At 53.8% G+C, this 24,303-nt stretch carries 23 protein-coding genes; 10 read left to right on the top strand and 13 right to left on the bottom strand.

The genetic code is table 11. The annotated features are described in order from the left end of the window. Positions 1-26: 26 nt before the first annotated feature. The 6 genes from ACL2XO_RS13855 to ACL2XO_RS13830 form a co-directional block, all read right to left on the bottom strand. Positions 27-1,076: a cyclase family protein gene (locus tag ACL2XO_RS13855; protein WP_132921781.1), complete on the bottom strand. Its 1,050-nt coding sequence runs from the start codon at positions 1,074-1,076 to the stop codon at positions 27-29. Beyond that, positions 1,073-2,383, bottom strand: a complete 1,311-nt coding sequence (locus tag ACL2XO_RS13850) for an MFS transporter (RefSeq protein ID WP_413743060.1) — start codon at positions 2,381-2,383, stop codon at positions 1,073-1,075. The genes ACL2XO_RS13855 and ACL2XO_RS13850 overlap by 4 nt, the downstream gene beginning before the upstream one ends. Before the next feature lie 135 nt (positions 2,384-2,518). After that, positions 2,519-3,838, bottom strand: a complete 1,320-nt coding sequence (locus ACL2XO_RS13845) for an MFS transporter (RefSeq protein WP_203521593.1) — start codon at positions 3,836-3,838, stop codon at positions 2,519-2,521. A 104-nt stretch (positions 3,839-3,942) separates the two neighbouring features. Further along, complete coding sequence (locus tag ACL2XO_RS13840) at positions 3,943-4,893, bottom strand: phosphoglycerate dehydrogenase (protein WP_132921782.1); 951 nt, start codon at positions 4,891-4,893, stop codon at positions 3,943-3,945. A gap of 73 nt (positions 4,894-4,966) precedes the next feature. Further along, positions 4,967-5,851 carry a dihydrodipicolinate synthase family protein gene (locus tag ACL2XO_RS13835; protein ID WP_413742978.1) on the bottom strand — a complete coding sequence of 295 codons (885 nt, stop codon included), beginning with the start codon at positions 5,849-5,851 and terminating at the stop codon, positions 4,967-4,969. A 17-nt stretch (positions 5,852-5,868) separates the two neighbouring features. After that, the gene (locus ACL2XO_RS13830) at positions 5,869-7,017 is read right to left on the bottom strand and encodes an iron-containing alcohol dehydrogenase (RefSeq protein WP_203521595.1); all 1,149 of its coding nucleotides are present in this window, start codon (positions 7,015-7,017) and stop codon (positions 5,869-5,871) included. Between the two features lie 190 nt (positions 7,018-7,207). Between ACL2XO_RS13830 and ACL2XO_RS13825 the strand changes: the two genes are divergently transcribed. Both ACL2XO_RS13825 and ACL2XO_RS13820 read left to right on the top strand, forming a co-directional pair. Next, positions 7,208-8,188: a D-threonate 4-phosphate dehydrogenase gene (locus ACL2XO_RS13825; RefSeq protein ID WP_413742977.1), complete on the top strand. Its 981-nt coding sequence runs from the start codon at positions 7,208-7,210 to the stop codon at positions 8,186-8,188. A 13-nt stretch (positions 8,189-8,201) separates the two neighbouring features. Then, entirely contained in the window at positions 8,202-8,969 is a 768-nt protein-coding gene (locus ACL2XO_RS13820; protein ID WP_132921786.1) for a DeoR/GlpR family DNA-binding transcription regulator, read from the top strand. A 36-nt stretch (positions 8,970-9,005) separates the two neighbouring features. Here the strand turns inward: ACL2XO_RS13820 and ACL2XO_RS13815 are convergent, their stop codons facing one another. Next, entirely contained in the window at positions 9,006-9,746 is a 741-nt protein-coding gene (locus ACL2XO_RS13815) for an SDR family oxidoreductase (RefSeq protein ID WP_132921787.1), read from the bottom strand. Between the two features lie 13 nt (positions 9,747-9,759). After that, positions 9,760-10,155, bottom strand: a complete 396-nt coding sequence (locus ACL2XO_RS13810) for a cupin domain-containing protein (protein WP_413742976.1) — start codon at positions 10,153-10,155, stop codon at positions 9,760-9,762. A 219-nt stretch (positions 10,156-10,374) separates the two neighbouring features. Here ACL2XO_RS13810 and ACL2XO_RS13805 point away from each other — a divergent pair, with 219 nt between their 5' ends. The 3 genes from ACL2XO_RS13805 to ACL2XO_RS13795 all read left to right on the top strand — a co-directional run bounded on the left by ACL2XO_RS13805 (position 10,375) and on the right by ACL2XO_RS13795 (position 13,149). Further along, positions 10,375-11,274 (top strand): LysR family transcriptional regulator, encoded by a 900-nt coding sequence (locus ACL2XO_RS13805; RefSeq protein ID WP_413742975.1) that lies wholly within the window; start codon positions 10,375-10,377, stop codon positions 11,272-11,274. Between the two features lie 116 nt (positions 11,275-11,390). Then, entirely contained in the window at positions 11,391-12,380 is a 990-nt protein-coding gene (locus ACL2XO_RS13800) for a fatty acid desaturase (protein WP_413742974.1), read from the top strand. Next, positions 12,352-13,149, top strand: a complete 798-nt coding sequence (locus ACL2XO_RS13795) for a phosphate/phosphite/phosphonate ABC transporter substrate-binding protein (RefSeq protein ID WP_413742973.1) — start codon at positions 12,352-12,354, stop codon at positions 13,147-13,149. The genes ACL2XO_RS13800 and ACL2XO_RS13795 overlap by 29 nt, the downstream gene beginning before the upstream one ends. Positions 13,150-13,193: 44 nt before the next feature. Here the strand turns inward: ACL2XO_RS13795 and ACL2XO_RS13790 are convergent, their stop codons facing one another. The 4 genes from ACL2XO_RS13790 to ACL2XO_RS13775 all read right to left on the bottom strand — a co-directional run bounded on the left by ACL2XO_RS13790 (position 13,194) and on the right by ACL2XO_RS13775 (position 16,701). Continuing rightward, positions 13,194-14,972 carry a tannase/feruloyl esterase family alpha/beta hydrolase gene (locus ACL2XO_RS13790; RefSeq protein ID WP_413742972.1) on the bottom strand — a complete coding sequence of 593 codons (1,779 nt, stop codon included), beginning with the start codon at positions 14,970-14,972 and terminating at the stop codon, positions 13,194-13,196. Positions 14,973-15,008: 36 nt separating this feature from the next. Then, entirely contained in the window at positions 15,009-15,587 is a 579-nt protein-coding gene (locus tag ACL2XO_RS13785) for a PadR family transcriptional regulator (RefSeq protein ID WP_413742971.1), read from the bottom strand. A gap of 61 nt (positions 15,588-15,648) precedes the next feature. Beyond that, entirely contained in the window at positions 15,649-16,446 is a 798-nt protein-coding gene (locus ACL2XO_RS13780) for a siderophore-interacting protein (protein WP_413724322.1), read from the bottom strand. 96 nt (positions 16,447-16,542) lie between these two features. Then, a complete protein-coding gene (locus ACL2XO_RS13775) occupies positions 16,543-16,701 on the bottom strand; it encodes a hypothetical protein (RefSeq protein WP_413742970.1) in 159 nt (52 codons plus the stop codon). 253 nt (positions 16,702-16,954) lie between these two features. Here ACL2XO_RS13775 and ACL2XO_RS13770 point away from each other — a divergent pair, with 253 nt between their 5' ends. The 5 genes from ACL2XO_RS13770 (at position 16,955) to ACL2XO_RS13750 (ending at position 22,612) form a co-directional block, all read left to right on the top strand. Next, complete coding sequence (locus tag ACL2XO_RS13770; RefSeq protein ID WP_203521608.1) at positions 16,955-18,553, top strand: ABC transporter substrate-binding protein; 1,599 nt, start codon at positions 16,955-16,957, stop codon at positions 18,551-18,553. 286 nt (positions 18,554-18,839) lie between these two features. Next, on the top strand, positions 18,840-19,220 hold the full coding sequence (locus ACL2XO_RS13765; protein ID WP_413742969.1) for a cell envelope integrity TolA C-terminal domain-containing protein: 381 nt from the start codon (positions 18,840-18,842) through the stop codon (positions 19,218-19,220). Positions 19,221-19,304: 84 nt separating this feature from the next. Further along, positions 19,305-19,658 (top strand): contact-dependent growth inhibition system immunity protein, encoded by a 354-nt coding sequence (locus tag ACL2XO_RS13760; protein WP_413742968.1) that lies wholly within the window; start codon positions 19,305-19,307, stop codon positions 19,656-19,658. Positions 19,659-19,994: 336 nt separating this feature from the next. Beyond that, a complete protein-coding gene (locus ACL2XO_RS13755; RefSeq protein WP_413742967.1) occupies positions 19,995-20,924 on the top strand; it encodes an omptin family outer membrane protease in 930 nt (309 codons plus the stop codon). A gap of 695 nt (positions 20,925-21,619) precedes the next feature. After that, positions 21,620-22,612 carry a GlxA family transcriptional regulator gene (locus tag ACL2XO_RS13750; RefSeq protein WP_132921801.1) on the top strand — a complete coding sequence of 331 codons (993 nt, stop codon included), beginning with the start codon at positions 21,620-21,622 and terminating at the stop codon, positions 22,610-22,612. Between the two features lie 57 nt (positions 22,613-22,669). Here the strand turns inward: ACL2XO_RS13750 and ACL2XO_RS13745 are convergent, their stop codons facing one another. Beyond that, positions 22,670-23,344 carry a trypsin-like peptidase domain-containing protein gene (locus ACL2XO_RS13745; RefSeq protein ID WP_132921802.1) on the bottom strand — a complete coding sequence of 225 codons (675 nt, stop codon included), beginning with the start codon at positions 23,342-23,344 and terminating at the stop codon, positions 22,670-22,672. Between the last annotated feature and the right edge of the window lie 959 nt (positions 23,345-24,303).

Raw genomic sequence — 24,303 nt, 5'->3', positions numbered from 1 at the left:
TGCGCGCTTGCCGCCCGATATTTTCACTATATTGTCGCCACCGGCGTTACCGGGGACCCCACGGCACCGGGTAATCGGAGCGGCGGCGCGGTAAGCAGGAAAGCGTGCCGCCGCTCCGCCGCCAGCCCATCGGCCAACTCGCTCAGATGCCACAGTTCGCCCAGATAGGTGCCGAGCCGAAACAGGCAAAGCTCATGCAGGGGATGAGAGGGATAAACATGCTCGTTCATGGGATGGGCCGGCAGAATTTCCACCGCCGGGTTATCCGCAATCAGCGCCACGATACCGTTGTCCACAATCCAACGGCGCAGCCGTCCGTCGCTGCCGTCCAGACCGGCGAAATGCCGGCCGAGGTAATCGCCGTCGGGCGCCCCCGCCATGGCGATGATGGCTTCATCCATGCCGGTTCTGAAACAGACCATATCCCCCGGACGAACGGTGATATTGTCCGCCCGTAAAATATGCAGCAGATGCTCATAGCCGAAGGCCAGCCGCTCGATACCGAAATGTTTTTTAATATCCACCATGACCGCCCGGCCCTGTATGCCGTGCTGCGCCATATGCTCAATGCCCAGCGCCGTTGCGCCGAGGTGGCTGCCGTGATGGCAGCCTGCGCCGGGGCGGTAATCCTGTTCCCCCACGATGTCCACCCCGGCGCGATAGCCGTTATAAAACACCATTTCCGGCACCCCGTTACCGGCCACATCGAACCATTGCCCCATATGCGCCAAACTGTCCCACTGGGTTGAATACTGCAAAGCCAGGGTAACCATGTCGTCGCAAATGACATCGGTCAGGCGGGCATTGTCCCGCGATAGGGGATAGGTCATATTGGGATAATCCCCCCGCCGGGTCGCCTGGATGCGCGGCGGCGGCCGTCTGGGATTCATCACGGTTCCGCCGGGCAGATCCAGCGGCAAACTCAGGCAGAAGGTGCGGCCGGACTTGACCTCCGCCACCCCTTCCAGCACTTTTTCCGGCGTCAGTAAATTAAGCCGGCCCAGCTGATCGTCAGGACCGAAATCACCCCATGTTGCATCGTCTGGACGCTGTTTCCAGCGGGTCTGCCGGTTCATGCTCTTCTCCTCCCGGAATTGATTTTCAGCGCCATTGGCTGCACTTTCGGCAACCAGATACCGTAGACCACCGCGCCCGCCAAGCCCACAGCGCCGGCAAGAACCAAAGGAATAACAAAGGAATGGGTAAATTGCATCACCACGCCGATAAAAATCGGCGAAATAATTCCCGCCAGATTCGCGGCCATATTCTGGATACCGCCGATGGTCGCCACGTTGGCGCGGTTGGGCGTTACGTCGGAGGGCAGCGCCCATAATGCGGCGGAAGCGAAAGTCGCGGCAAAATTGGCGAAACACAACGCGGCCAGGGCCAGGGTAACCGTGGGAGAATAAGCCGCTATGCCGATGACCGAACTGCCCAGCATCCCCCCCACCAGCGGGATTTTACGGGCGATGGTCAGAGAATAGCCCCGCCGCACCAGACTGTCGGACAACAGGCCGCCGCACCATCCGCCAACAATCGCCGCGATGCCCGGCAGCATGCCGAGCAGGCCGAATTTCATCAGGGACAGATGAAAGGTTTCCACCAGATAGGTGGGAAACCAGGTGAAGAAAAAATAGGAGACGAAATTCACGCAAAAAAAGCCCGCCATCATGGCCTGCACCGTGCGCTGCGCCAGCAGTTGGGCAATGCTCATGGCCTCGCCGGTTATATGCTCCTGATTGGCCTCGATAAATTCCACTTCTTCCTGCGACACGGTGGGATGCTGGCGGGGATCACGATACCAGACATACCATGCCGCGGCCCAAATCACCGCCGCCAGGCCGGAGATGACAAACGTCATGCGCCAACCCACCAGGGCAATCAGGAAAGAGACGATGGGAATGGCCAGGGTGCCGCCTATCTTGCTGCCGTTATTAAAGGTGGCCGCGGCAAAGCTGCGCTCCTGTCGCGGGAACCAGCGGGTGACCGTTGATGAGCTGGCGGGATAGCTGGGCGCTTCCACCGCGCCGAGCACAAACCGAAAGCCCAGTAACGCGGTGATACCGTTCGCCAGTCCGCAGGCCGCGGTGGCCAGCCCCCAACAGAGGCTACTGAAGGCAAAGGTGATACGTGGACCGAACCTGTCCACCAGCCAGCCCCCCGGCAGTTGGAACAAGACGTAGCTCCAAAAGAACGCCGATAATAAAAATCCGCTGTCGGTGCTGGATAAATGCAATTCCGTTGACATAAAGGGAATGGCAACGCTCATCGTGGCACGGTCGATATAATTAATGGCAATACCCACGGACAACACGGTCAATATAATAAACCGCATCTTGCCTTTAGCCGATTTTATATTCTCCACTGCATTGTGGCCTGTCATATACTTTTGTGGCTCCGGATTAAGCGACATTATCATCTCCTGCGGAAAATCATTATGTAGGACGCAGAGTAAATCGATAATCGCATTACCTTTGGATAATGCGATTATTAAAACTAACGACAACCAACTGAATAGTTAAATATGGTCCACGGACGCTTGCGGGGCGGGACCGGAAATTTCAGGCTCGATGGGTTCAACCCTACCGAGCAAAAACAGGTAATTCAGAATCCCCACCACCACCAGCGCGGCGGAAAATACCAAAGCATAGGTAAAGGAGCCGGTTGTCGCCACAATAAAGCCGGTAACAACCGGTCCGATGGCCCCGCCGAAATTCGAGACGGTGTTTTGCAAACCGGCCACCATAGAGACGCTGTTTTTCGGCGCCACGTCCCCCGGCAGGGCCCACACCTGCGACGCCGCAATGGTCGTGCCCGATTTTGCCACGCACAGCAGCAATACGGTCATGAATACGGATTGGGTAAACGGGGCGAAACCGATACACAGCGCCAGCAGCAGGCCGATGGTCAGAAACAGCTTGCGGGTGGCGGTGAGGGAGAGGATTTTTTTGTGGGCGACGACATCCGAGGCCCAGCCCGCCGCCACCTCCATGATCATGCCGCACAGCAGCGGCAGCGCGGCCACCATCCCCATATTGATAAAGTCCATTCCTTTGTCTTTTACCAAATAGGTCGGCAGCCAGGTAATGAAAAAATAGGAGGTATAGTTAATGGTGAAAAACCCGATGCACATCGCCCAGATATTGCGATAACGCAGCAGCTTATACCATTTTATCGGCAGGACCGATTTATCGCCGTGTTTTTGTAACTGCCCGTCGCGAATATAGCGGACTTCCTGCGAACTGATATGTTTATGGTCTTCCGGATTTTCGGCATAGATAATATACCAGGCAATCAGCCATACCAGGCCGACCGCACCGGTTATCACGAACGTCATGCGCCAGTCAAACATATAGATAAGCCAAACGATGAGCGGCATGGCCACGGCGCTGCCGAACTTCGAGGCGCTGTCGAACAGGCCGGACACCGTGGCGCGCTCCTTGTCCGGGAACCAGCGGGCGGTGATGCCGGCATTGCTCGGATAAGCGGCGGCCTCGCCCACTCCCAAGGCCAATCGCAGCGCCAGCAGGGATTTGAATCCTGTGGCCAGGCCCATGGCCGCGGTGGCGACGGACCACCAGCCCAGCGCCAATCCCAGCCCTTTTTTCTGGCCGAAACGATCGGCAAACCAACCGCCGGGAATTTGCAATAACGAATAAGACCAAAAAAATGCGGCCATCACCAGGCCCATGGTCTCAGGATTTAAACTGAGCTCTTTAATCAATTGCGGCGCGGAAGCGGAGAGCACCGTGCGGTCAACATAATTAATGGCAATGGCAAGCCACATTAAGCCGGCGACCCACCAGCGGATACGAGATTTCGTTGCGGCATCGTTCATGATGATTGGCCCAATATAGAGTGGCGCTTATTTGAATAAATGAGCACCATATCGAGTATTATACCCGGGGAGAAAATAGCCATTCTCCCCATTATTAAATACCATCAAAGTGAATTCATGATATTTACAGGTCTTTGCTGGTGTACCACGCACTGAATAATCTGTTCCACGCAACGGGCACCGATGGCGCTGATGGCGCCGTCGGTATACCCCGCGATATGTGATGTTGGTATAAAATTATCTAAGCTAAATAATGGATGGGTCTTTAACGGTTCCTGTTCAAACACATCCGCCGCGGCACCGGCGATGACGTGATCAACCAACGCATCATACAGCGCGTTTTCGTCCACCACGCCGCCACGGGAAACATTAATCAGGAAGGCGCTTTTTTTCATACGTTTCAGCCGCGCTTCATCGAACAGGTTGCGGGTCTCGGTGGTCAACGGCGTATGAAGCGTAATGAAATCGCTCTGTTGCACCAGTGAATCCAACGTAACAAACTCAACGTTATGGTCGCGGGCAAAAGCTTCGTCCTGATAAAAATCATAGGCCAGCACGCGCATGTTAAATCCGGCGGCGCGCAAGGCCACCTGTTTGCCTATATTCCCCAGTCCCACAATGCCCAGCGTTTTGCCATAGACATCGGTGGCAAAGATCCGCGGCCAGCGGCCTTCCCGCGTCTGGATAACGGATTGCGTCAGCTGGCGGGCGCCGGCCAGGATCAAGGAAAAAGCAAAATCGGCGACCGCATGCTTATTGGCATCGGGAACATTGGTGACATAAATACCCCGTTCAGCGGTGGCCTTCAGGTCAATATTGTCCACGCCGACGCCATGCTTGCAGACAATCTTGAGCTGCGGCGCCATCTCCAGCAGTGCCGGAGTCACCTCGGTAAACGCCACAATCATCGCCACGGTATCGGCTAGATGCGCACGCAGTTCGGACAGACTGATATCCGCCGGCAACATGACTATTTCCAGGCCATGCTGTTTAAGCGCCATGACCGGGCTATCATCATATTTAGCAAAAGAGGGCGAAGTACAGAGTATTTTCATGTTGAGATTCCGTTATTATCCCACCGGCCCATGGTCGTGATTCCGCGGCGCGTATAAACGCCCGCAGCAAAAATCACTTGGTATATTTATTGATGATCTGGAGGATTTTTTCCTCGTCCGCCGCGCTGAACCTGATGGGATAACGGCTTTCCCCTACGTCATAACCCATCAGCGACACCGCTTTTTTCACCGCCGCCGGAGAAAACGCCACGTTATACAGATCGGTTCGCAGTCCGGTCACCTGTTCCTGCGCCGCACGGGAGCCTTCCACATCGCCGGCATGGAAACGGGACCAGATAGCGTTAATCTCTTTTGGCGCGACGTTGGCCAAACCGGAGATGCATGCGGAGCAGCCATCGACAAAGCCCTGATGAATGAGCGAGTCGGGACCGTTAAGCACGCTGAAACCCTCGAGATCCTTCACGGCGTTAAGAAAGCCGCTCAGGCTTTCATAGCTGCCGGCACTGTCTTTGATACCGATAATATTCGGATGGGACGCCAATTGCCGGACGGTTTCCGGTTGCAGCGTGTTGCCGGTGCGCGCCGGAATATTGTAGAGAAAGATCGGCACCGGCAGGGCATCGGCAATGGCCCGGTAATGCCACACCAGTTCCTCCTGTTTTAGCGGCACAAAATAGGGCGTGATCACGGAAACCGCATCGACGCCCAAACCCGCCGCCTGCTTACCGAGCCGGATGGTTTCGCGGGTGGATATCTCGCCGATATGCCCCACCACCGCCGCCTTGCCCGCCACCTCATCGGTGCAGGTCTCGATTAATGCCAGCTTTTCCTTCTCGTTCAGCACAAAAAACTCGCCGTTGGTGCCACCGCAGAATATGCCGTTGCCGTAACCCAACTGGCGCTGAACCTGCAAACGCATGGCGCTCGGGCTGAAATCGCCGTTATTGTCGAAGGTGGTGACGATAGCCGTCAGTACGCCGCTGATTTTTTTGCTCATAATACCCTCGTAATTAATCAACAATCCTGTGTTTGGAACAGCGTCAAATAGAGGCGGCGGACATCGTCGGCGCCCACTTGCGTCGGAACATTTTTCATGAGCCGCTGCACGTCCAGCGCCGCCTCCACCAGATAAGGCAAATGCTCCCCGCCGATCCCCAGCGCCTCGAGACTCGCCGGCAGCTTTAGGCGCTGCACCAAGGCGGAAAAATACTCCACCAGCGCGTGGGATTTTTCTTCGTCGCTTAGAGAGGTGATGGCATCAGGCACTAAATCATAGGCCTGAGCAAATTTGGCCACCGCCGCCGGACGGATAAAGCGCATACAGGGGGCCAGCAAAATGGCGTTCGCCACCCCGTGGGGGATATGGTATTTGCCTCCCAGGGGATAAGACATGGCATGAACCAGATGCGTCCCGGCATGGGTAATGGCGGCGCCGCCGTAATAAGACGCCCACAGCATTTCCAATCGGGCGGCCAGGTTATCCGGCCGGGCCACGGCGATTTCCAGATTCGCGAACAGTTTTTTCAGCCCCATCAGGGCATAGTTGTCGCTGACCGGGTTGGCCGCCACGGACGTAAAACATTCAATCAGATGACAGAGCGCGTCGATACCGGTTGACGAGGCGATAGACGCCGGCATGCTGACGGTCAACTCCGGCACCAATGCCACATAGTCCGGCAGCATCACCGGCGAAATGATCCCGACTTTGGTTTCCCGTTCGGGGATGGCTAAAATGGCATTGGGCGTAGCTTCCGAGCCGGTTCCGGCCGTGGTGGGGATAAGCAGCGAGGTGATGCGCTTTTGCGGCTTTTCTCCCGCCAGCAGGGCGGTTAAATCCGGCGCGCCCCCGATACACAGCACTGAAAGCAGTTTCGCCACGTCCAGCACGCTGCCGCCGCCGATACCTATCACCAGATCAAACGACTTTCCCCCCAGCGCGGCGACGATAGCCTCCACATCCTGCGCCCTGGGCTCCGGGGGGACATTATCAATCATCTTAAGGCTGGCGACCTTGCCGCACACCTGCTCAATCACGCTTTGAACGGCGGGAATAACGGCGATGTTTTTATCCGTTACCAGTAATGCCGCTCGCTTATCCTGCAACAGGTAACCCAGGTCGTTAAGCGCCTGATAACCACTGATAAGGGTGCTGTTTATATTCATTGACCTTGCCTTGTCTCTTCATTCCCCGCTCAGGGAACGTCGGTGATTATATTTCATCATTTAACATCACAGCTCATGGCCGCCGCCCCTATTTTATAGAATATTTAACGTTGGTTTTTTTTGATCGTGCTCACATATAATCAACTATGATTCAATATAATCATATTGTGTTTCAATCAGGAGAAGCGGAGTGATTAAAATTATTGCAGTCACCATGGGCGACCCGGCGGGCATCGGTCCGGAAATCATCATCAAATCACTCATCGACGGCCCCCTATCCGGTGCGCCGGCGGTGGTGGTGGGCTGCGCCGGTACGCTCCGGCGGGTTTTATCTCTGAATATCACGCCGGCGGCGGAGCTGCGGATTATTAAAAACGTCGCCGATGCGCATTTCGCTCCCGGCATATTGAACGTTATCGATGAACCGCTGGCCGACCCTCTGGCGTTGCAGCCGGGCAAGGTGCAATCGGCCGCGGGGGATCTGGCCTACCGCTGCGTAAAGCGGGCGACCGAACTGGCCATTGCGGGAGAGGTTCATGCCATTGCCACGGCGCCGTTAAATAAGGAAGCATTGCACAGCGCCGGCCATATTTATCCAGGGCATACTGAATTGCTGGCGACATTAACCCACAGCCGGGATTACGCCATGGTGCTCTATACCGAAAAGCTGAAGGTGATTCATGTCAGCACGCATATCGCCCTGCGCAAATTCCTGGATACCCTGAGCCGGGCGCGGGTAGAAACCGTTATCGCCATGGCGGATACCTTTCTCAAACGCGTCGGTTTCGACGCCCCCCGCATCGCGGTGGCCGGCGTCAATCCCCATGCGGGAGAACACGGTCTGTTCGGTGATGAGGAGATAACCATTGTCGGCCCGGCCATTGCGGCGATGACGGCAAAAGGCATCAATGTTTACGGCCCCTGTCCGCCGGATACGGTTTTCCTGCAAGCCTATGAGGGACAATATGATATGGTCGTCGCGATGTATCACGACCAAGGGCATATCCCCTTAAAGCTGCTAGGCTTCTACGATGGGGTGAATATCACCGCCGGCCTGCCGTTTATCCGGACTTCCGCGGATCATGGCACCGCGTTTGATATCGCCTGGCGCGGACAAGCCAAAGCCAAGAGCATGGCTGTTGCCATCGCGCTGGCAATGCAATTGGCATAAGCGGACGGACGCGATGACGGGACAACCTCGCCTTGACCAGATTTTGGGTTACCTGAAAAACCATAATCTGGTGACAGTGGATCAATTGGTGACGGTGCTGAGCGCATCGCCCGCCACCGTGCGCCGGGATCTCATCAAACTGGATCGGGAAGGCGTCATTTGCCGCATGCACGGCGGCGTAACCCTTAACCGGTTCATTCCCTCCCAGCCCACCACCTACGAAAAAAATCAGCGCAATCTGGCGGAGAAGCAGGCCATTGCCTTTGAGGCCGCCGGCTTCGTCACCGCCGGTGATACCGTGGTGCTGGATGCCGGCACCACCATGTACGAGCTGGCCCGCCAATTAAGCCATTTGCCGTTACGGGTGATTACCACTGATTTGCATATCGCGCTGTTTCTCAGCGGCTTTAAGCAAATCGAGGTTACCATAATCGGCGGACGCATCGACGACAGCAGTCAATCCTGCATCGGTGAACATGGCCGCAAGCTATTGCGCAGCATTAATCCGCAACTTGCCTTTGTCAGCTGTAACTCCTGGAGCCTGGAGAAAGGCATTACCACGCCGACCGAAGAGAAAGCCGGCCTCAAGCAGGATCTGCTGGCCAATGCCCAACGCCGGGTGCTGTTGGCCGACAGCAGCAAATACGGCTCATGGTCGCTGTTTCGCGTTTGCCCTTTGCCCTCGCTGACGGATATCGTCACTGACTGTCGCCATCGGCCGGAAATGATGCCGGCGCTAGACCACCAGCCGTTCCAGGTGATCTATGCGTCATTAGGCTGAAAGGCGCCCCGTCACCGGACGCCGGCATCCGGCTAATCAGAGATCTTGTTTCGTGGGGCGGAACAGGATTTCATTGATATCCACCTCCTCCGGCTGGCTGATGGCAAAGGCCACCACGGCGGCGAACGAGTCGGCGGAGATGGCGGTTTCAGCATAGAACTGCTTGATATTCGCCGCCACGTCGGCTTCGGTAATACTGTCCGCCAGTTCGCTGGTTACCGCCCCGGGGGAAATAATCGTCGTACGGATATTGTAGGGTTTCACTTCCTGCCGGAGCCCTTCGGAGATCACCCGCACCGCGGTTTTGGTGGCGGCATACACGGCGCTGCCCGGCCGTACCTTATGGCCCGCCACGGAAGAGGTGTTAATGATATGCCCGCCCTTCTGTTCTTTCATATACGGCAGCGCCGCGGCAATGCCGTACAGTACCCCTTTGAGATTAACGTCAATCATCTGGTTCCAGTCGTCGATTTTACGGCGTTCCAGCAGCGAATGCGGCATCAGTCCGGCGTTGTTGACCATCACATCAACGCGGCCATACAGCGCCACGGCTTTGTCCACCAGGGCCTGCACCTGTTCCGGCCGGGTCACATCGGTTCTGAGCACCGCCTCTTTATCCAGGGATAGCTCCCCGGCCAGCGTTTCCAGCCGGTCCAGGCGGCGGGCGCCCAGCATGAGTTTTGCCCCGTCCTTGGCCAAACGGCGCGCCAGCGCCTCACCCAGGCCGCTGCTGGCCCCGGCGATAACCACCACTTTATTTTCAATACCTTGTGCCATAATTCCTCCGAAATTATTTCCGATACTGTTCGTCGCTGACTTTTTCCAGCCATTCAACCGGACTGCCGTTCAGCGATTCCGCTATGGCGAGATGCGTCATGGCGGTGTCAGGCGTCGCGCCGTGCCAATGTTTCACCCCGTCAGGGATCCAGACGATATCCCCTTGATTCATCTCTTTGATTTCGCCGCCCCATTCCTGCAGCCAGCCACGGCCCTGGATGATGATAAGCGTCTGGCCCAGGGGATGGGTATGCCAGGCGGTACGGGCGCCGGGTTCGAACGTCACGGTGGCGCCCCCCACACGGGCCGGCGCCGTTGCCTGGAAAGGCGCATCGATGCGGACCCCGCCGGTAAAATAACTTTCAGGGCCGGCTTTGGACGGCTGGGAACCGCTGGGTGTTATCTTCATATTATATTTGCTCCGATTTACGGTCCGGTGAGTTTTTCCAGCGCGTCGGGATACCGATCGCCGGATATAACGCCTGATGTGAAAGGTAGCAAAGAACGGTCATAAATATTAGAGTGGATAATGTGCATAAGTCTATGAGGTCAATTCATAAATAGTGCCGTATTACCGCTGATTAGTGCTAATCTATGCCCGGTCAATGCTAAAAACATCCCTAATGAAATGCTAAAAGAAAATTTTAACGATTTGCTTTCCTTTCTTGCCGTGGCGCGGGAGCGCAGCTTTACCAAAGCGGCGGCCAAGCTCGGCGTGTCGCAATCCGCCTTAAGCCATGCCATCCGCGGGCTCGAAGAGCGGCTGGCGCTCCGGCTGCTCACCCGCACCACCCGCAGCGTCGCCCCCACGGAAGCCGGCGAAAAGCTGATTGCCAGCCTGGAGCCGCGCTTTGCCGAAATAGAAGGCGAGCTGGAAGCACTAAGCGAAATGCGTGAACGACCCGCGGGTAATATTCGCCTGACCGCCGGCGAACACGCGGTGGATTACGTTCTCTGGCCGGTGCTGAAATCGTTCCTCGCCCGATATCCGGATATCCATGTGGAAATCACGGTGGATAATGCCTTGACCGATATCGTCAGCGGCCGTTTTGACGCCGGGATTCGCCTGGGTGAACAGGTGGCGAAGGATATGATTGCGGTGCGCATCGCGCCGGATATGAGCATGGCCGTGGTGGGGGCGCCGGCCTATTTTGCCCGCTGCGGCGTCCCCGGCACGCCGCAGGATCTGCAGCATCACGCCTGCATCAATATGCGGCTGCCCACCATGGGCGGATTGTATGCCTGGGAGTTTGAAAAAAACGGCCAGCAGATAAAAGTCCGCGTGGAGGGGCAACTCACCTTCAATACCCTCAAACAGCGGATAGACGCCGCGGTAAATGGTTTCGGCCTGGCTTTCATACCTGATGATTCGGTGGCGGATGACATCAGCCAAGGCCGCCTGGTGCGTGTGCTGCAGGAGTGGTGCGAACCCTTCCCCGGCTATTATCTCTATTATCCGAGCCGCAAACAGCATACCACCGCCTTTGCCCTGTTTGTCGACGCGCTGCGTTATCAGCCCGGCGGCTAGCGCCGTTACCCTATAGCTATTTCCCGTTCATCTATTACCGTTTAAATACGTTGTTATTTAGTGCCGTGCATTCCATTTTATTTTCCAATGGGTAGTTATTCATTGGAATAAGGCTGATGGCAACGGTTAAAAAGGGTGCGTCCTACCTGCACGGACAGCAGCGGGATTTTATTCACGGATTATCCCAATCATGGCTGTGGCGCAGCGAACTGCCCACCTGGATCCTGATTGTGACCATTTACAGCGGCTGGTTCGCCGCCCTGGCCTATTGGCGAATCCTTGGATGGGTTCCCGCCACTCTTGTCCTTACCTGGTTCACCGCCTGGTATATGTCGCTGCAGCATGAACTGATCCACGGCCACCCCACCCGCAATCCCCGCGTCAATCAGCTGCTGGGATTGCTGCCGTTGGCCATCTGGTATCCCTACGGCCTGTACCGCGACTTGCATCTGCGGCACCATCGGGAAGAAGAGCTGACGCTGCCCGGCGAAGATCCGGAAACCTATTATTTCTCAGCAGAGCGCTGGGAACGATTGAGCCGCCGGCAGCGGGGCCTGATACGGCTGCACAATACCCTGCCGGGCCGGGTGCTGCTGGGGCCGGCGCTGGATATCGCCCAGGCCATGGTTTGCCTGATTGCCGCATTTCACCGCCGCGACCGCCGGGCCATGGGGATGTGGCTGGCGCACGGCGTGCTGTTGATGCTGGTTATCGCCTGGATACGCTATTGCGGCTTCCCGGTACTCTATTTTCTGCTGGCGGTCAGCTACCCGGCCCTGGGCTTGACCAAAATCCGCTCCTTTATGGAACATCAGGCGGCGGACGATCCCAAGGAGCGCTCGGTGATCAATGAAGCCGCCCTGCCCTGGCGCCTGCTGTTTCTCAATTTGAACTATCATTCGGTACACCATGATTTGCCGGGTGTCCCCTGGTATGCTCTGCGCTATATTTATCTGACCTATCGGCACAGCTACCAGCTGCAAAACCGGGGATTTGTCGTGCGAGGGTATTTCGAATGGTTAAGCCGTTTCCTGTTGAGACCTGTGGATGTCAATGTTCATCCGGCGTCGTTCACCGGTGAAAAAAAACCTGATGGCCCCGGCTGATAGCGTCTCCCTTCCCATGTATGCCATTAACCGGGCCGACGTCGACGCCCAGTGGCAACATCTGCGCCGGCTGCTGGCCGAACATGGCGTAGCCGCCGCCGGTCTCGCCCTTAGCTGGCCGGCGGATCTGGCGGCCCATTGGCAAGATCCCCAACTGCTGCTCAGCCAGACCTGCGGCTATCCGTTCATGACCATGCTGCCGGACGTCCAGCCGGTGGGCTGTTTCCATTATGATGCCCCTGGCTGTGAAGGCATCGGCTACCGTAGCTTCCTGCTCGTCCGTCAGCGGGAGACAGGGGCTGAGCTCCGGGATTTCAGGCAGCGGCGGGCGGTCTGCAACAGCGCCGACTCCTATTCCGGTTACCATGCATTACGGGCCATGACGGCGCCGATGGCCGCGGGAGGTCATTTTTTCAGCCAGATCATTTTCAGCGGCGGCCATGAACAATCCCTGATAGCCCTGCAGCGGGAAGAGGCGGATATCGCCGCCGTCGACTGCGTCACCTATGCCCTGCTGCAACGCCATCGTCCCGAACGCATCCGCGGCCTGAAAACCATCGGACGCACCCCGCTGGCTCCCGGCCTGCCCTTGATTACGCAACGGCACACCTCCCCCCCGACGCTGGCGGCCTTACGGACGGCGCTGCTGGGGCTGGTGAGCGCGCCGGAACACCGCGAGGTTTGCCGCGCCGTGCTTATCAAGGGCTTCAGTCCCGTCAGCCGCCGGCAGTATGATGTTATCCTGCAAAGCCCCGGCAACGGCATCTAGCGGGCCGGGGACGCACCTACGCGCCGCCCCGGCCGGGCACAATATCAGTCCAGGAATTTGTAGGGCCGATAGAAGCCTTCGCCGAGCCATTGATAATAGGCATGGGTCTCCAGCAGCGGCCTGGGACTATAGGCCGGCGTTTCGGCCCGATCGCCTTTAGCGAGGCCGTACGCCGCATAATAGGGATACGGGAACACCGGCCGTGACGCCGCCTTCCCAGGGATGGTCTGCGTTCTCAGAACCGGCGGCGCCGGGTTTTCGTTCGCAACCGGCTGGCCAAAACCGCTTTTTTCGGTATCCGGCGCCTGCCAGGTGGCGACACCATCCGGCGGGACGCCTTTTTCCACCCAGGCCATCAGCGGCGTCAGAAAATCAACCAGGCTTGGCCCCTCCCCGCCGGCGCAATGATAAACGCCCGGCAGCAGATATAACCGCTCGAATCTGTCCCGCCTGGCCGTGCCCATGTATTGCGCCAGGGCATTGTGGTAGGCGATGGAATTCAGCGGGGAAATATGCGGGTCCGCCCAGCCATGCCAAATAATCAGTTTGCCTCCCGCCGCCGCAAACGCGCTCAGATCGGGATTGGTGGCATCATAAAGCGGATGAAGTTTCTGCAACGCCTGGAACGTTGCCCCGTTGAACTTCAGGTCTTTCAGACTGAAGGTCCCCGGCGGGTTGGTGGTAAAATTCAGGTACCTCAGGGAGGACAGTGCGATAAGCCGGCTGAAAATCGGACCATCGGCGGTTTGCGGCACAAAGACGCCGGCCCAGGCCAGTTCCGAGCCATACTGCGGCCCGCCGACGGTCATTTTTTTACCGGTGTCGGCGTCTCGCGGCCCGTCGTATAGGCGACGCAGCGCGGTAAGCTGGATATCCGTCAGACATTGCCCGCCGCTGCCCGCCTTCACCCCATTGCATTTTAATACGCGCATATTGAAATGGCAGGCCTGGGGATCGGAGATCAGGCCGTCTTTCTGTCCGTCAATCCCATCACACTGCGCCAATACCGCCCGATGAATCAACGGAAGCTCGGCCGCGGTGATGATGGCCTTGCCATCCGGGCCGGTATTGCTGACGGCCTGCCAACTGTGATAAAGGGCATTCTGCGCCTGGAAATTCATCGCCGCCGCGCCGGCGATAATGCCGTCGAAATCCTTCGGGTACCGCTGCGCCTCCATCAAGGCTTCGCGACCGCCGTCAGAGCAGCCGTTAAAATAGGACCTGGCCGCGGGGCGCTGATAAAACGCCGCCACCAGCGCCTTGGACGCCAGCGCGGTCAGGTGCACCGAACGGTAGGCGAAATCCCTGCGCTTTTGCGGATCGTTGCCGAAATCCTGCTCCGACGCGGGATGCCCCATATCGGTGGCGGCCAGGGCAAACCCGCCGGCATTCAGCACGGCGCAGCCGGCCGCCGCTCCCACCTGAAGATTGACCTGGCCGCATAATCCTCCGCAGCCCAGCTGCATATAGCGCTGGTTCCAGCTGGCCGTGGGCAGCATAAGCGTAAAGTTGATTTCCGGCGCCAGCACCCCTTCCACGGCGCAAAACGCCGTGCCGCCGGCAGACACCTCTTTCGCCGACACCACCCGGCTGCCTTGGCCGCCGATAACAGCTAAATCCACCTGCATCAGTGCGGAACAGGCTATGGCCGGTTTAACCACCGCCAATACGGCCGGTTTGCCCGACTCGGCGTTTCGCGGCATGAGCCCAATGCCCGGTAATGCGTCCCGCCCGGTCCCTGGCGCCGCGAGCGACAGGGCGGAAAATAGCAGCAGAGCGGCATATAACAGCCTGCCGCAATAGAGGGGGCTAAGAATAGGCATGGAATCGTCCTTTGAAGGGTATTGGATGAATATCTTTTAGCTCCGTTCGATTTCTTTGGCGGCGTTATCCAGCGCATCGATAATGTTATAAAGCGCCTGTTGGGATATTTTCCCTTTGGCGAGGCGCAGATTCAAAGCCGTCCGGATATTATTAATCGCTCTTTGCATTTCAGGAATGCTTCGATTATTGGAGAGTATCGCCATGGAATACAAACGGTCGATAATCCCGTTCAGGTTGCCACGCTGGACATCGAGCAGCGATTGGCCCTCCTCCGTCAGCCGGTACTGTTTCTTCCCCGCCCCGTCATAGACTGGGGACGCCATCCCCTGCTCCTCCAAAAAGGTCAGGTTGGGATAAACGATGCTGGCGCTCGGCGTGTATTCGCCTTTGGACAACTCCTGTATCGCTTTGATCAATTCATAGCCATGGGCGGGCCCCTGCGCTAAAAAATGCATGATCAACAACCTGATGTCCGCGCTGTCGAACATGCGTTCGCGGCGATGCTTGCGCCCCCCGAGACAATGTTCTTTTCCCCCTATCGCCGCGGGGCGCTGTTTATCGCTATCTAACGGTTCCTGCTGCCTGTAGGGCGGCGTTTTTTTCATCGAAATCATCGTAGGGGGTTCATTATAGGATTTTTCAAATATATCGCTTTATAGCACGCCGTACAGCACATTATTTATCATGCCAATAGGCGACAGCCCTGACAAAATCCGGCTCAACGCCGCATTGTACGGTGAAAAAATCCCCGATGGCTTTCACCAGCCCACCTTCGCCGGTGGCCCAAATGAAGCAATCCTTACCGGAAAGGGGCAATGCTTTCACGCTTGCCAGCACAGCGTCATTGTCCGGCCGGCGGCCCGGGGCTTCGCCAATAATCCACTGGATATGCATATCATTATGGTCAGCGAGATACTCCCGGCATCGGGCATCCCGGGCACTCGCCAAAATCACCGCGTTCCCGGCCGTGCCGGCGGCGTTAAGCTCCCCGCAGCGCCGCTTGATGGCCGGCAAGCCCGTTTCATCGCAGAGATAGAGTTGCCTGGCATAATCCGTCGGTATCAAAAGCGATCCCCGCGGGCCCCCCATGGCGAGCATATCCCCCGGCTTCGCCTTGGCGGCCCACTCGCTTGCCACGCCGCCGTCATGCAAATAAAAATCCAGCGTCAGTTCATTTTTTTCCGCGTTGAAAGACAGCGGCGTATAATCGCGGCCAATGGGCCGTGCTCCCTCCGGCCATACTATGCCCTCCTCGGTGATGCGCGGCGGTGTGACGGACTTCCCCGGCGCCGACGGGAAAAAAACCTTGATATGATCGTCAAACCCCCGTGAAACGAACCCGCCGAGCTCTTCTCCGGTAAAAATAATGCGTTTGAAGCAGCCGAACAGGTCCTCACAGCGTTTGACAATGATTTCCCTGAATTTCAATTCATTTTTTACTCTCACCGGCCGTTTATTATTTACATTGTTCATGGGGTTATTCTCCATATTTCTCTCCAATTTCTTTTTTATTCTTCGATACATACATAGTGATGCAGACGTCTGCGCAGAGGAGGTATACCAGCGACATCAGCCGCGCATGATGTCGCCGCCCATGACATCCCCCGCCATGGACATCCCATGCTCAAACGGACCCCACTGATGGAAAAACGCCCCCAGGGCAGTGCGATCGCAAGCATCCAGCGCGACGGCGAGGACCAGGATTCTTTTATCAGATAAATTATCCATCACCCTTCCCGATGAAAATTTCAGGTGAGAAAACCTCAGGAGATTGACGTTTTAAAGATATATCTTAGAAATATTTTAAGCAACCACTGAAGGCGGCGCCGGCGAAGGATTTTACCGGCGCCCATGCCTTAAGAGGCAGCGCTTATAACCAGCGAGAAGCCTCTAATAAGCATAAGATTTTTCAGTTTCCGCTATGGCCGCTTATAATGGACTGTTTAAAATCGGATTATTATCATCTTATAAGGCAAGAAAAATGGATTTCAGGAAAACCTCTCTCGTAGTGCTTATGGCCGCCCTGCTGCCGGCCGGCGCGGCCTTGGCCGCCGACAACAGCGTTCTGGTCTACTGCTCCGAAGCCTCGCCGGAATCGTTTAACCCGCAAATCGCCAGCTCCGGCCCCTCATTTGTCGCCAGTTCCCAGGTGCTCTATAACCGGCTGGTGGCCTTCCGGGAAAGCGATAATTTGCCGATACCCTCCCTTGCCACCGCGTGGGAAATCAGTCCGGACGGCAAAACCTATACCTTTACCCTGCGCCAGGGCGTCAAATTCAACAGCAATAAATATTTCACTCCCAGCCGTGATTTTAATGCCGACGATGTGATTTTCTCCGTTTTGCGGCAGAAAGACGCTAATCACCCCTACCATAAGGTGTCCCAGGCCACCTATGAGTACTTCAATGACGTCGGCCTCGGTTCGCTTATTCAGGACGTGAAAAAAATCGATGACTATCACGTCCGGTTTACCCTGACAAAACCTGATGCCACCTTCCTGGCGGATTGGGGCATGGATTTTGCCTCCATTCTCTCCGCGGAATACGCCGACGCGATGTTAAAAGCCGGCACGCCGGAACGGGTGGATACCGATCCCATCGGCACCGGCCCCTATAACCTGCAGGAATATAAAGTGGACTCCATTATCCGCTATCAGGCCAATCCCCATTATTGGCAGGGAGAGGTGCCCACCAAGCGACTTATCTTTTCGATTACCCCCAACGTCAGCACGCGCCTGGCCAAGCTTGAAAAAAATGAGTGCCAGATTATTCCCGCGCCGAGTCCGGTTAATTTTGACGAGATCAAAAATAACAAAGCGCTGGCCCTTCACAGCGTGGACGGCATGAATGTGGGTTACCTGGCGTTTAATACCGTCAAAAAACCGTTCGACAATGCCCTGGTGCGTCAGGCGTTGAATTATGCGGTGGATAAAAAAGCCATCGTCGATGCGGTATTCCTCGGCTCCGGATCGGTGGCGAAGTCCCCCATTCCCCCCAATATGCTCGGCTTTGATAAAGATCTGGCGGACTACCCTTATGATCCGGCCAAGGCCAAGGCATTGCTGAAACAGGCTGGTTTTGAACAAGGCTTTACCACCGATTTATGGTCAATGCCGGTACAGCGCCCCTATAACCCGAACTCACGCCGCATTGCGGAGATGATCCAGAGCGATTGGGCCAAAGTCGGCGTCACGGCGAAAATCGTGAGCTATGAATGGGGCGAATACCTGGCCGGCATTCGCAAAGGCGAACACGCCACCGCGCTGTTCGGCTGGATGTCGGATAACGGCGATCCGGATAATTTCGCCAATACCCTGCTGGGCTGCGACAGCGTCAAAAGCGGTTCCAATGCCGCGTTCTGGTGCGATAAACAGTATGACTCGCTCATTCAGCAGGCCAGAATCATCAGCGACCCGGCCCAGCGCGCCGCCCTGTATAAACAGGCCCAGCAGGTGTTCCATCGGCAGGCCCCCTGGATACCCCTGGCCAACGGCAAAACCTTTTATGCCACCCGCAGTAACGTCAGCGGCTATAGCGTCAGCCTCAACGGCAGCGATTTTTCCAAGGTCAGGCTGAACTGAGGAGAGACGGCGGCCGGTGGGCAATACCTGCCATCGGCTGCTTATCTGCTATATTGTCTCGGCGGCAGATAAGCTAAACAATACGTATCGTTGAATAAGCATTTAAACAGCGCATATCAACCGCATTTCCCATCGTAAATTAAACATACTGCCGTAATATCATCCTTTGTCATCCGTTGTTAAACGATATCAATATAATCGTTGAATTTTTCGTGCTCCCTTGATACAAAAAAACTTATTCACTGATGAAGATAATCACCACTCCACTCATAACTGGATTTATATAATGCGAAGAGTATTCCCTTATTGCCTGCTCAGCTTGGTATTTTCCTCTGCGTGCAGCACTCACGCCAGCCCTTTGCCAAGCCCTCTACCCTCCCAGGTTTTTGTGCCGTTGGATGGCAAGAAAATGCAATATGCTCAAGACATCAAATCAGCCGTTCAAATAAAACTCCATCTTGAGAAAGAGTTTAACGGAAAGCAATGTACCGTAAGCTTTAATATATCCAAAAAGGGCGCCACGCATGGCGACTTCAAGACTGAAGGTTATAAACCGCTTTGTGCAGCGGCTGTTAAAGCCATTCAGGATGCGGATATACCGGCGCCGCCGGACAATGAAATCCACGAAATTTTCAAAAATTCGGTAATCGTTTTTAAACCATATTAATTTGGCAATTATTACAGCAAGCAATATTCCTGCGATTTAGTATGCACGCCAATCGACCTTTTTAAGATTACGGGAGGGACCAGCTTGAATCCCAGCAAAAAGGAAGAAAATCCTCCCCTCCAGAGAGGATACGAGAGCGTCCTGGATGTGCCAATTGATGCTTTAACCGTGGACGATATTTGCCGTGCTATCCGTCAGAAAATTTGCATTGATCAGCTGATGCCAAGAGCTCTTGCCTTAATGAAGGAAGATCCACTGGTAGGTGAGAATTATGGCGGCGAGCTTATAGCAGCCTTAGCGACGATAAAGGGTGAGGAGCTAAGCGAACATAAAGATATATTCATTGAAATAATGCATATCCTAAATAATCTGGATACTTCAAAAATGAGTAATAATGTAAAGATTGATATACTAAAACTTAACCAAATTATTATTTAAACAAATAAGCCATGCTCGGGTTCCGCTCGAGCATGCCGGGTTGCTGATAATCATTTACATCGAAATGAATCGATAATAATAGTACCTACAATTCCGTCCCCCAACCTAGATTGAATATTTCATTCCTAATTATATACTCACCTCATTAATAAGTTATCAATTGATGATATTTTTTTGTTTCGTTTAAGATTTTTTTAGTTTTTTTATGATTAATTACTTACCACCTTTTTATTTGTATTTTGCGTGTTCTTTTTATGAGGCTGGTTCTTATCTGAAACTATTTACCACATGCATATTAGTTAACCTCTTATCAATTAGTTTACGGAAATAATTTTAATGCTTAAAAAAAACGTTGCAGTCATGATTGCTGTTCTGGCCACCGCTCCATCCGCATTGGCGCACAAGGTTCGCTTCGATGCTGACAGCATAAAAGCCAGCGCAGCCATGGGTTGGCTGAACGGGGAATCGAATGAGTATTCTTATAATCCCTATGATGGCCATAAAATCAGTGAATTAATCTGGCAAATCAAAAACGCCGCCATCTTCAGAGGGGATATTGCCTGGGATGCCTCTGATTCTCTGACGCTGAACGTCAAGGGATGGACCACCCTGGCTTCCAGCGGGGCAGGAATGGATGACTACGACTGGAGAAATCCTGGTCAGTCCCACTGGACAGACTGGTCCACGCATCCGAATACCCGGCTCAAGCATGCCAATGAATTCGATGTGAATGTCAAAGGGTGGATGCTTAACACACCGGAGTATCGTCTGGGGACAGTGCTTGGCTACCAGCAGACGCGATTCAGTTGGACAAGTTTTGGCGGGAATTATAACTATGACAATGGAAATGACGTTGGCGAATTTTCCCGGGGCGGGCGCACCATCGGCTACCGACAGAAATTCGCCATGCCCTACCTCGGCATGGCCGGCATGTATCGTTATCAAAAGGCGGAATTCAACGCGTTGCTGAAATTCAGCCCCTGGGTTTCGGCCAAGGATAATGATGAACACTATCTGCGGCAAGCCACATTCCGTCATAAGGCGAACAACTCCCACTATTACTCCGCTGCCGTGGATGCGGGATACTATGTTACCCCTAACGCAAAGATATTTGTTGAACTGAGTTTTAATAAATATGAACAAAAAATTGGATATCTTACAAAGACAAGTACCAGTAGCGTAGAAAAAAACTATAGCGGGAATAACTCTGCCGGTATGAAAAACAGGCATTATACTGCCTCCGCCGGCGTGCAATACCAGTTCTAACGAGCGGTTACCCATACAATAAGTGACAGTCTCTGTTTATCTGCACTATGTCCCTTATTGCGGCGGATAAGGGCATAATAACGAGGATGTAGGCGCCCCCGCTTGTGGAGTGTTTTACTCCCAATCGCGCTAATTTCTAAATATGTCAATGTATTTCATATTTAACAGTTTTGCGTGATGATATATTACGTAAGCACATTATCTCGCAAAAAAAACGATAACGTTCTCGATTTCATAGCTTATATCAATCGTTGACCACAGGACAGGTAAAAAATGTTTTTTTCAGTAAAATCCTAGTCAGGATGTAAATCCACGCAGCATTTCGATAAATAATATTTAATTTCAATAGCTTAAATGCATGCTTATCAAGCCATGTCTACTGCTCGTAAAAAATGGTTCCTGAAGGAAAATATTGTATAAAAATACCAGCAATGACATTCTTGCTTGTACAATGATTCTGTAAATAAATACAGCCATTAATCCTTTAATATTAAAATGTATCTAATTATTTCACAACCTTGCACAGGTACACAACTTTACATTACTATCTTTTCAAGGATAATTTATATGAAGTTATAGCCGCGAATGATGACTGTATTTAATTCCAGGCATAGTAAAATTCCAAGTTCCCGACAATTTGTGTCAAAAGTTAATATAATTTATTGCTGTTTTTATTTAATGGCGAAAGAGGATTAATGATGCCGAATCGTCCGTTAACTAAAAATATAGTCATTCTTGGTATACCTCCTGTCGATTTGTTAAATATCGCCGGGCCGACGGAGGCATTTCGAATCGCCAACACCCTTGCGGATAAATATTATCCTTATCAGGTGGAACTGGTCTCCCCCGGCCCGGATAAGGAGATCAAAAGCGAATCGGGTATCAGCGTGCTGGGACAATCCGTGCTGGCGGATAAAAAATGGCGCACTCCCAATATCGATACGCTGATCGTGACGACCAATATCGCTTCTTTCGGTTTGTATCCGGCGATGGCCATTGAGTGGATGCGCACCCAGGCAAGCCGGGTTCGCCGCATCTGTACCGTATCGTCAGGCATTTTCGCGCTGGCGCAAACGGGCATGCTGGAAGGCAAACGCGTGGCCACCCATTGGCGCGTGATGGAGGAGTTCAGCAAACTCCATCCGGGCGTACATGTGGAAGAACGGCCGATATGGGTCAAGGACGGGAAAATCTACTCCTCCGCCGGAATGTCCGCCGGGATCGATCTGGCTCTGAACCTGATTGCCGACGATCACGGCGAGGCATTGGCGGGAGAGGTGACCAAGGAACTGGTGCTTTTTTTACGGCGCCCCGCCGATCAGGCCCAACTGAGTTATTCGCTGCTGGCCCAGTACTCCGGCCAGCGGAGCATTAAAGCGCTTCAGCCCTGGATTCATGAACATCTCTCCCAGGAACTGTCGGTGGATGTACTGGCGGACCGGTTGGCCATGAGCCGCAGCACGCTGATACGGATTTTCAAGCATGAGCTGAACACCACGCCGGCAAAATACATTGAAAATATCCGCATGGAAGCGGCGCAGCGATTTTTGCAGATGACATCGATGAACCTGGACAAGATCGCGATGAAATGCGGCTTTACCAGCGCGGACGTTTTCCGGCGCGTATTCCAGCGTAATCTGGGCATAAGCCCCCTGGCTTACCGTGAGCAGCACAGCAAACAGGAGTAGCGCCGTTTCGTCTTGCTCCCCGGCCTGGTTGCGGGCGCGTTATGCCTTATCCGCGCCTTAGCGTACCGGGAGGTCGGCCCGCGCCAGCGGCAAGGAAGCGGCCGTGCGCTTAACCAGGCGCAGGTTTTCCGCTTGCCTGATTTGCGCTAAATCCTCTCCCTGCAACTCCTGGTTAATCCAGCCCGCGATATTCTGATAGGGAACAAAAATGCTTTGGTCCCTTTTCGGGTGAGTTGCGGTAAATACGCCGATAACGGCGCCGTCCACACCGTAAACCGGCCCGCCGCTCATGCCCTGTATGCCGCCGGCGTCGGTGAGCCCCACCAGGCAGCTGGTGTTGGGTTTATCCCACCAGCCGAATTCCTTTAATGTGCCCGATGATGAGGTGGGTAATGCGGTATAGGCATTATATCCATAAAGATTTACATGCTCACCCTTTATGGCGGATTCCACCTTGGGTAATACAGCGCCTTTATTATTATGATAGATAATGGCAACATCGCATAATGGATTATAGGCTTTCACTTTCACCATCATTATCTTGGCAACATGCCCGGCGGTCAGGCTGTAATGCTCCGTAAGGGGAAAACTGGAGCCCACAGCCCCCGCCAATACCGGAATACCAATGAAATGAAAATCCGCCTTGGCGCTTGCGGTTTTATCCACATTATAATGGCCCACCCCGCTGCAGCCACAGAGAGCCAGCGCCGATATTAACATCAATTTTTTCATTTTTGCCTACTTGTAAAATAAATGTTTTACCCTAAATAATTCGAGTTGCAGGAAAGCCAAAGCACCTGAAACTTGAAGTATGGCGGGTATTAATGAATAGCGTGATAGCAGCTATTACCTCTATGCCTTATTTCCCAATGCGTTATTCAGGAAATAGATATCGCAGAAGTACTTATTTATTTACAAGTACGCCTGGATTCCGCTCATGTCATTATTTCAACAGCAGAACAATGGCTTGATAACCGGCCTGTTCAGCGCATAATAGTCTCCGCCAGCCGTCATATTTGAAATGAACGCCATAATTTAGTCTTTTATATCAACAAGTTGATAGAATCAGACAGTACTGTTTTCTCTTTGATATACGATAATTCCATCAGGCCGCTTTGCTGATCCTTCCTCCTTGATGAATGGATGAAACAGGATTGCCGGCGTTATTCCCAACCGAATGCGGCGGCATAACCGATGTGAATAACTTGCCATGGCGATAGTGCGTTTTTCTATGTGAATGAACGGTTTTAGGCAATGTCCGGCTATTTATAAATTTTATATGCCGATAAAAACTATAAACCATCAACATGTTAAGAAATAGATACGAAATAATTAAATTCATTTTATAAAGACCACGCTACCTGATATTTTTTACACCGCGCTTTATGGCCGGCCTGTTTTCACATAGTGCCACCCCTTTAGCGCATATTATTTATATGAACATTCGAATTGGAATTGTCATTAAAAGACACCGAGATATTACTTCATCATAACCTCCCATTAACCGATGGTTTGTAAAAATAATGTTATTAATTTATTTCCAGTAATAATAAAATAACGATTTTCAGCCATTCAGCTGAAAATAATATTTCCTTTATGCGTGAGTATAATAATGAGCTAGGAAAATTCCTATGTACCATTCTTACGACGAAACAATCCTTTTTTGCTACTTTTTTAGACAGGACTGCCCG

Origin of the sequence: Sodalis sp. RH15 (assembly GCF_047324255.1) — a bacterium.
Taxonomy (GTDB): Bacteria; Pseudomonadota; Gammaproteobacteria; order Enterobacterales; family Enterobacteriaceae; genus Acerihabitans; species Acerihabitans ligni.
This window is presented reverse-complemented; position numbering and strand designations above follow the sequence as displayed.

What these genes read in the sequence shown, in the direction of transcription:
- ACL2XO_RS13780 (WP_413724322.1), bottom strand. Translation starts at nt 16,446, where the DNA reads ATGAACAATGTAAATAATAAACGGCCGGTGAGAGTAAAAAATGAATTG.
- ACL2XO_RS13855 (WP_132921781.1), bottom strand. Translation starts at nt 1,076, where the DNA reads ATGAACCGGCAGACCCGCTGGAAACAGCGTCCAGACGATGCAACATGG.
- ACL2XO_RS13840 (WP_132921782.1), bottom strand. Translation starts at nt 4,893, where the DNA reads ATGAAAATACTCTGTACTTCGCCCTCTTTTGCTAAATATGATGATAGC.
- ACL2XO_RS13775 (WP_413742970.1), bottom strand. Translation starts at nt 16,701, where the DNA reads ATGGATAATTTATCTGATAAAAGAATCCTGGTCCTCGCCGTCGCGCTG.
- ACL2XO_RS13800 (WP_413742974.1), top strand. Translation starts at nt 11,391, where the DNA reads ATGGCAACGGTTAAAAAGGGTGCGTCCTACCTGCACGGACAGCAGCGG.
- ACL2XO_RS13830 (WP_203521595.1), bottom strand. Translation starts at nt 7,017, where the DNA reads ATGAATATAAACAGCACCCTTATCAGTGGTTATCAGGCGCTTAACGAC.
- ACL2XO_RS13845 (WP_203521593.1), bottom strand. Translation starts at nt 3,838, where the DNA reads ATGAACGATGCCGCAACGAAATCTCGTATCCGCTGGTGGGTCGCCGGC.
- ACL2XO_RS13745 (WP_132921802.1), bottom strand. Translation starts at nt 23,344, where the DNA reads ATGAAAAAATTGATGTTAATATCGGCGCTGGCTCTCTGTGGCTGCAGC.
- ACL2XO_RS13835 (WP_413742978.1), bottom strand. Translation starts at nt 5,851, where the DNA reads ATGAGCAAAAAAATCAGCGGCGTACTGACGGCTATCGTCACCACCTTC.
- ACL2XO_RS13790 (WP_413742972.1), bottom strand. Translation starts at nt 14,972, where the DNA reads ATGCCTATTCTTAGCCCCCTCTATTGCGGCAGGCTGTTATATGCCGCT.
- ACL2XO_RS13815 (WP_132921787.1), bottom strand. Translation starts at nt 9,746, where the DNA reads ATGGCACAAGGTATTGAAAATAAAGTGGTGGTTATCGCCGGGGCCAGC.
- ACL2XO_RS13805 (WP_413742975.1), top strand. Translation starts at nt 10,375, where the DNA reads ATGCTAAAAGAAAATTTTAACGATTTGCTTTCCTTTCTTGCCGTGGCG.
- ACL2XO_RS13770 (WP_203521608.1), top strand. Translation starts at nt 16,955, where the DNA reads ATGGATTTCAGGAAAACCTCTCTCGTAGTGCTTATGGCCGCCCTGCTG.
- ACL2XO_RS13810 (WP_413742976.1), bottom strand. Translation starts at nt 10,155, where the DNA reads ATGAAGATAACACCCAGCGGTTCCCAGCCGTCCAAAGCCGGCCCTGAA.
- ACL2XO_RS13765 (WP_413742969.1), top strand. Translation starts at nt 18,840, where the DNA reads ATGCGAAGAGTATTCCCTTATTGCCTGCTCAGCTTGGTATTTTCCTCT.
- ACL2XO_RS13850 (WP_413743060.1), bottom strand. Translation starts at nt 2,383, where the DNA reads ATGACAGGCCACAATGCAGTGGAGAATATAAAATCGGCTAAAGGCAAG.
- ACL2XO_RS13755 (WP_413742967.1), top strand. Translation starts at nt 19,995, where the DNA reads ATGCTTAAAAAAAACGTTGCAGTCATGATTGCTGTTCTGGCCACCGCT.
- ACL2XO_RS13785 (WP_413742971.1), bottom strand. Translation starts at nt 15,587, where the DNA reads ATGATTTCGATGAAAAAAACGCCGCCCTACAGGCAGCAGGAACCGTTA.
- ACL2XO_RS13820 (WP_132921786.1), top strand. Translation starts at nt 8,202, where the DNA reads ATGACGGGACAACCTCGCCTTGACCAGATTTTGGGTTACCTGAAAAAC.
- ACL2XO_RS13750 (WP_132921801.1), top strand. Translation starts at nt 21,620, where the DNA reads ATGATGCCGAATCGTCCGTTAACTAAAAATATAGTCATTCTTGGTATA.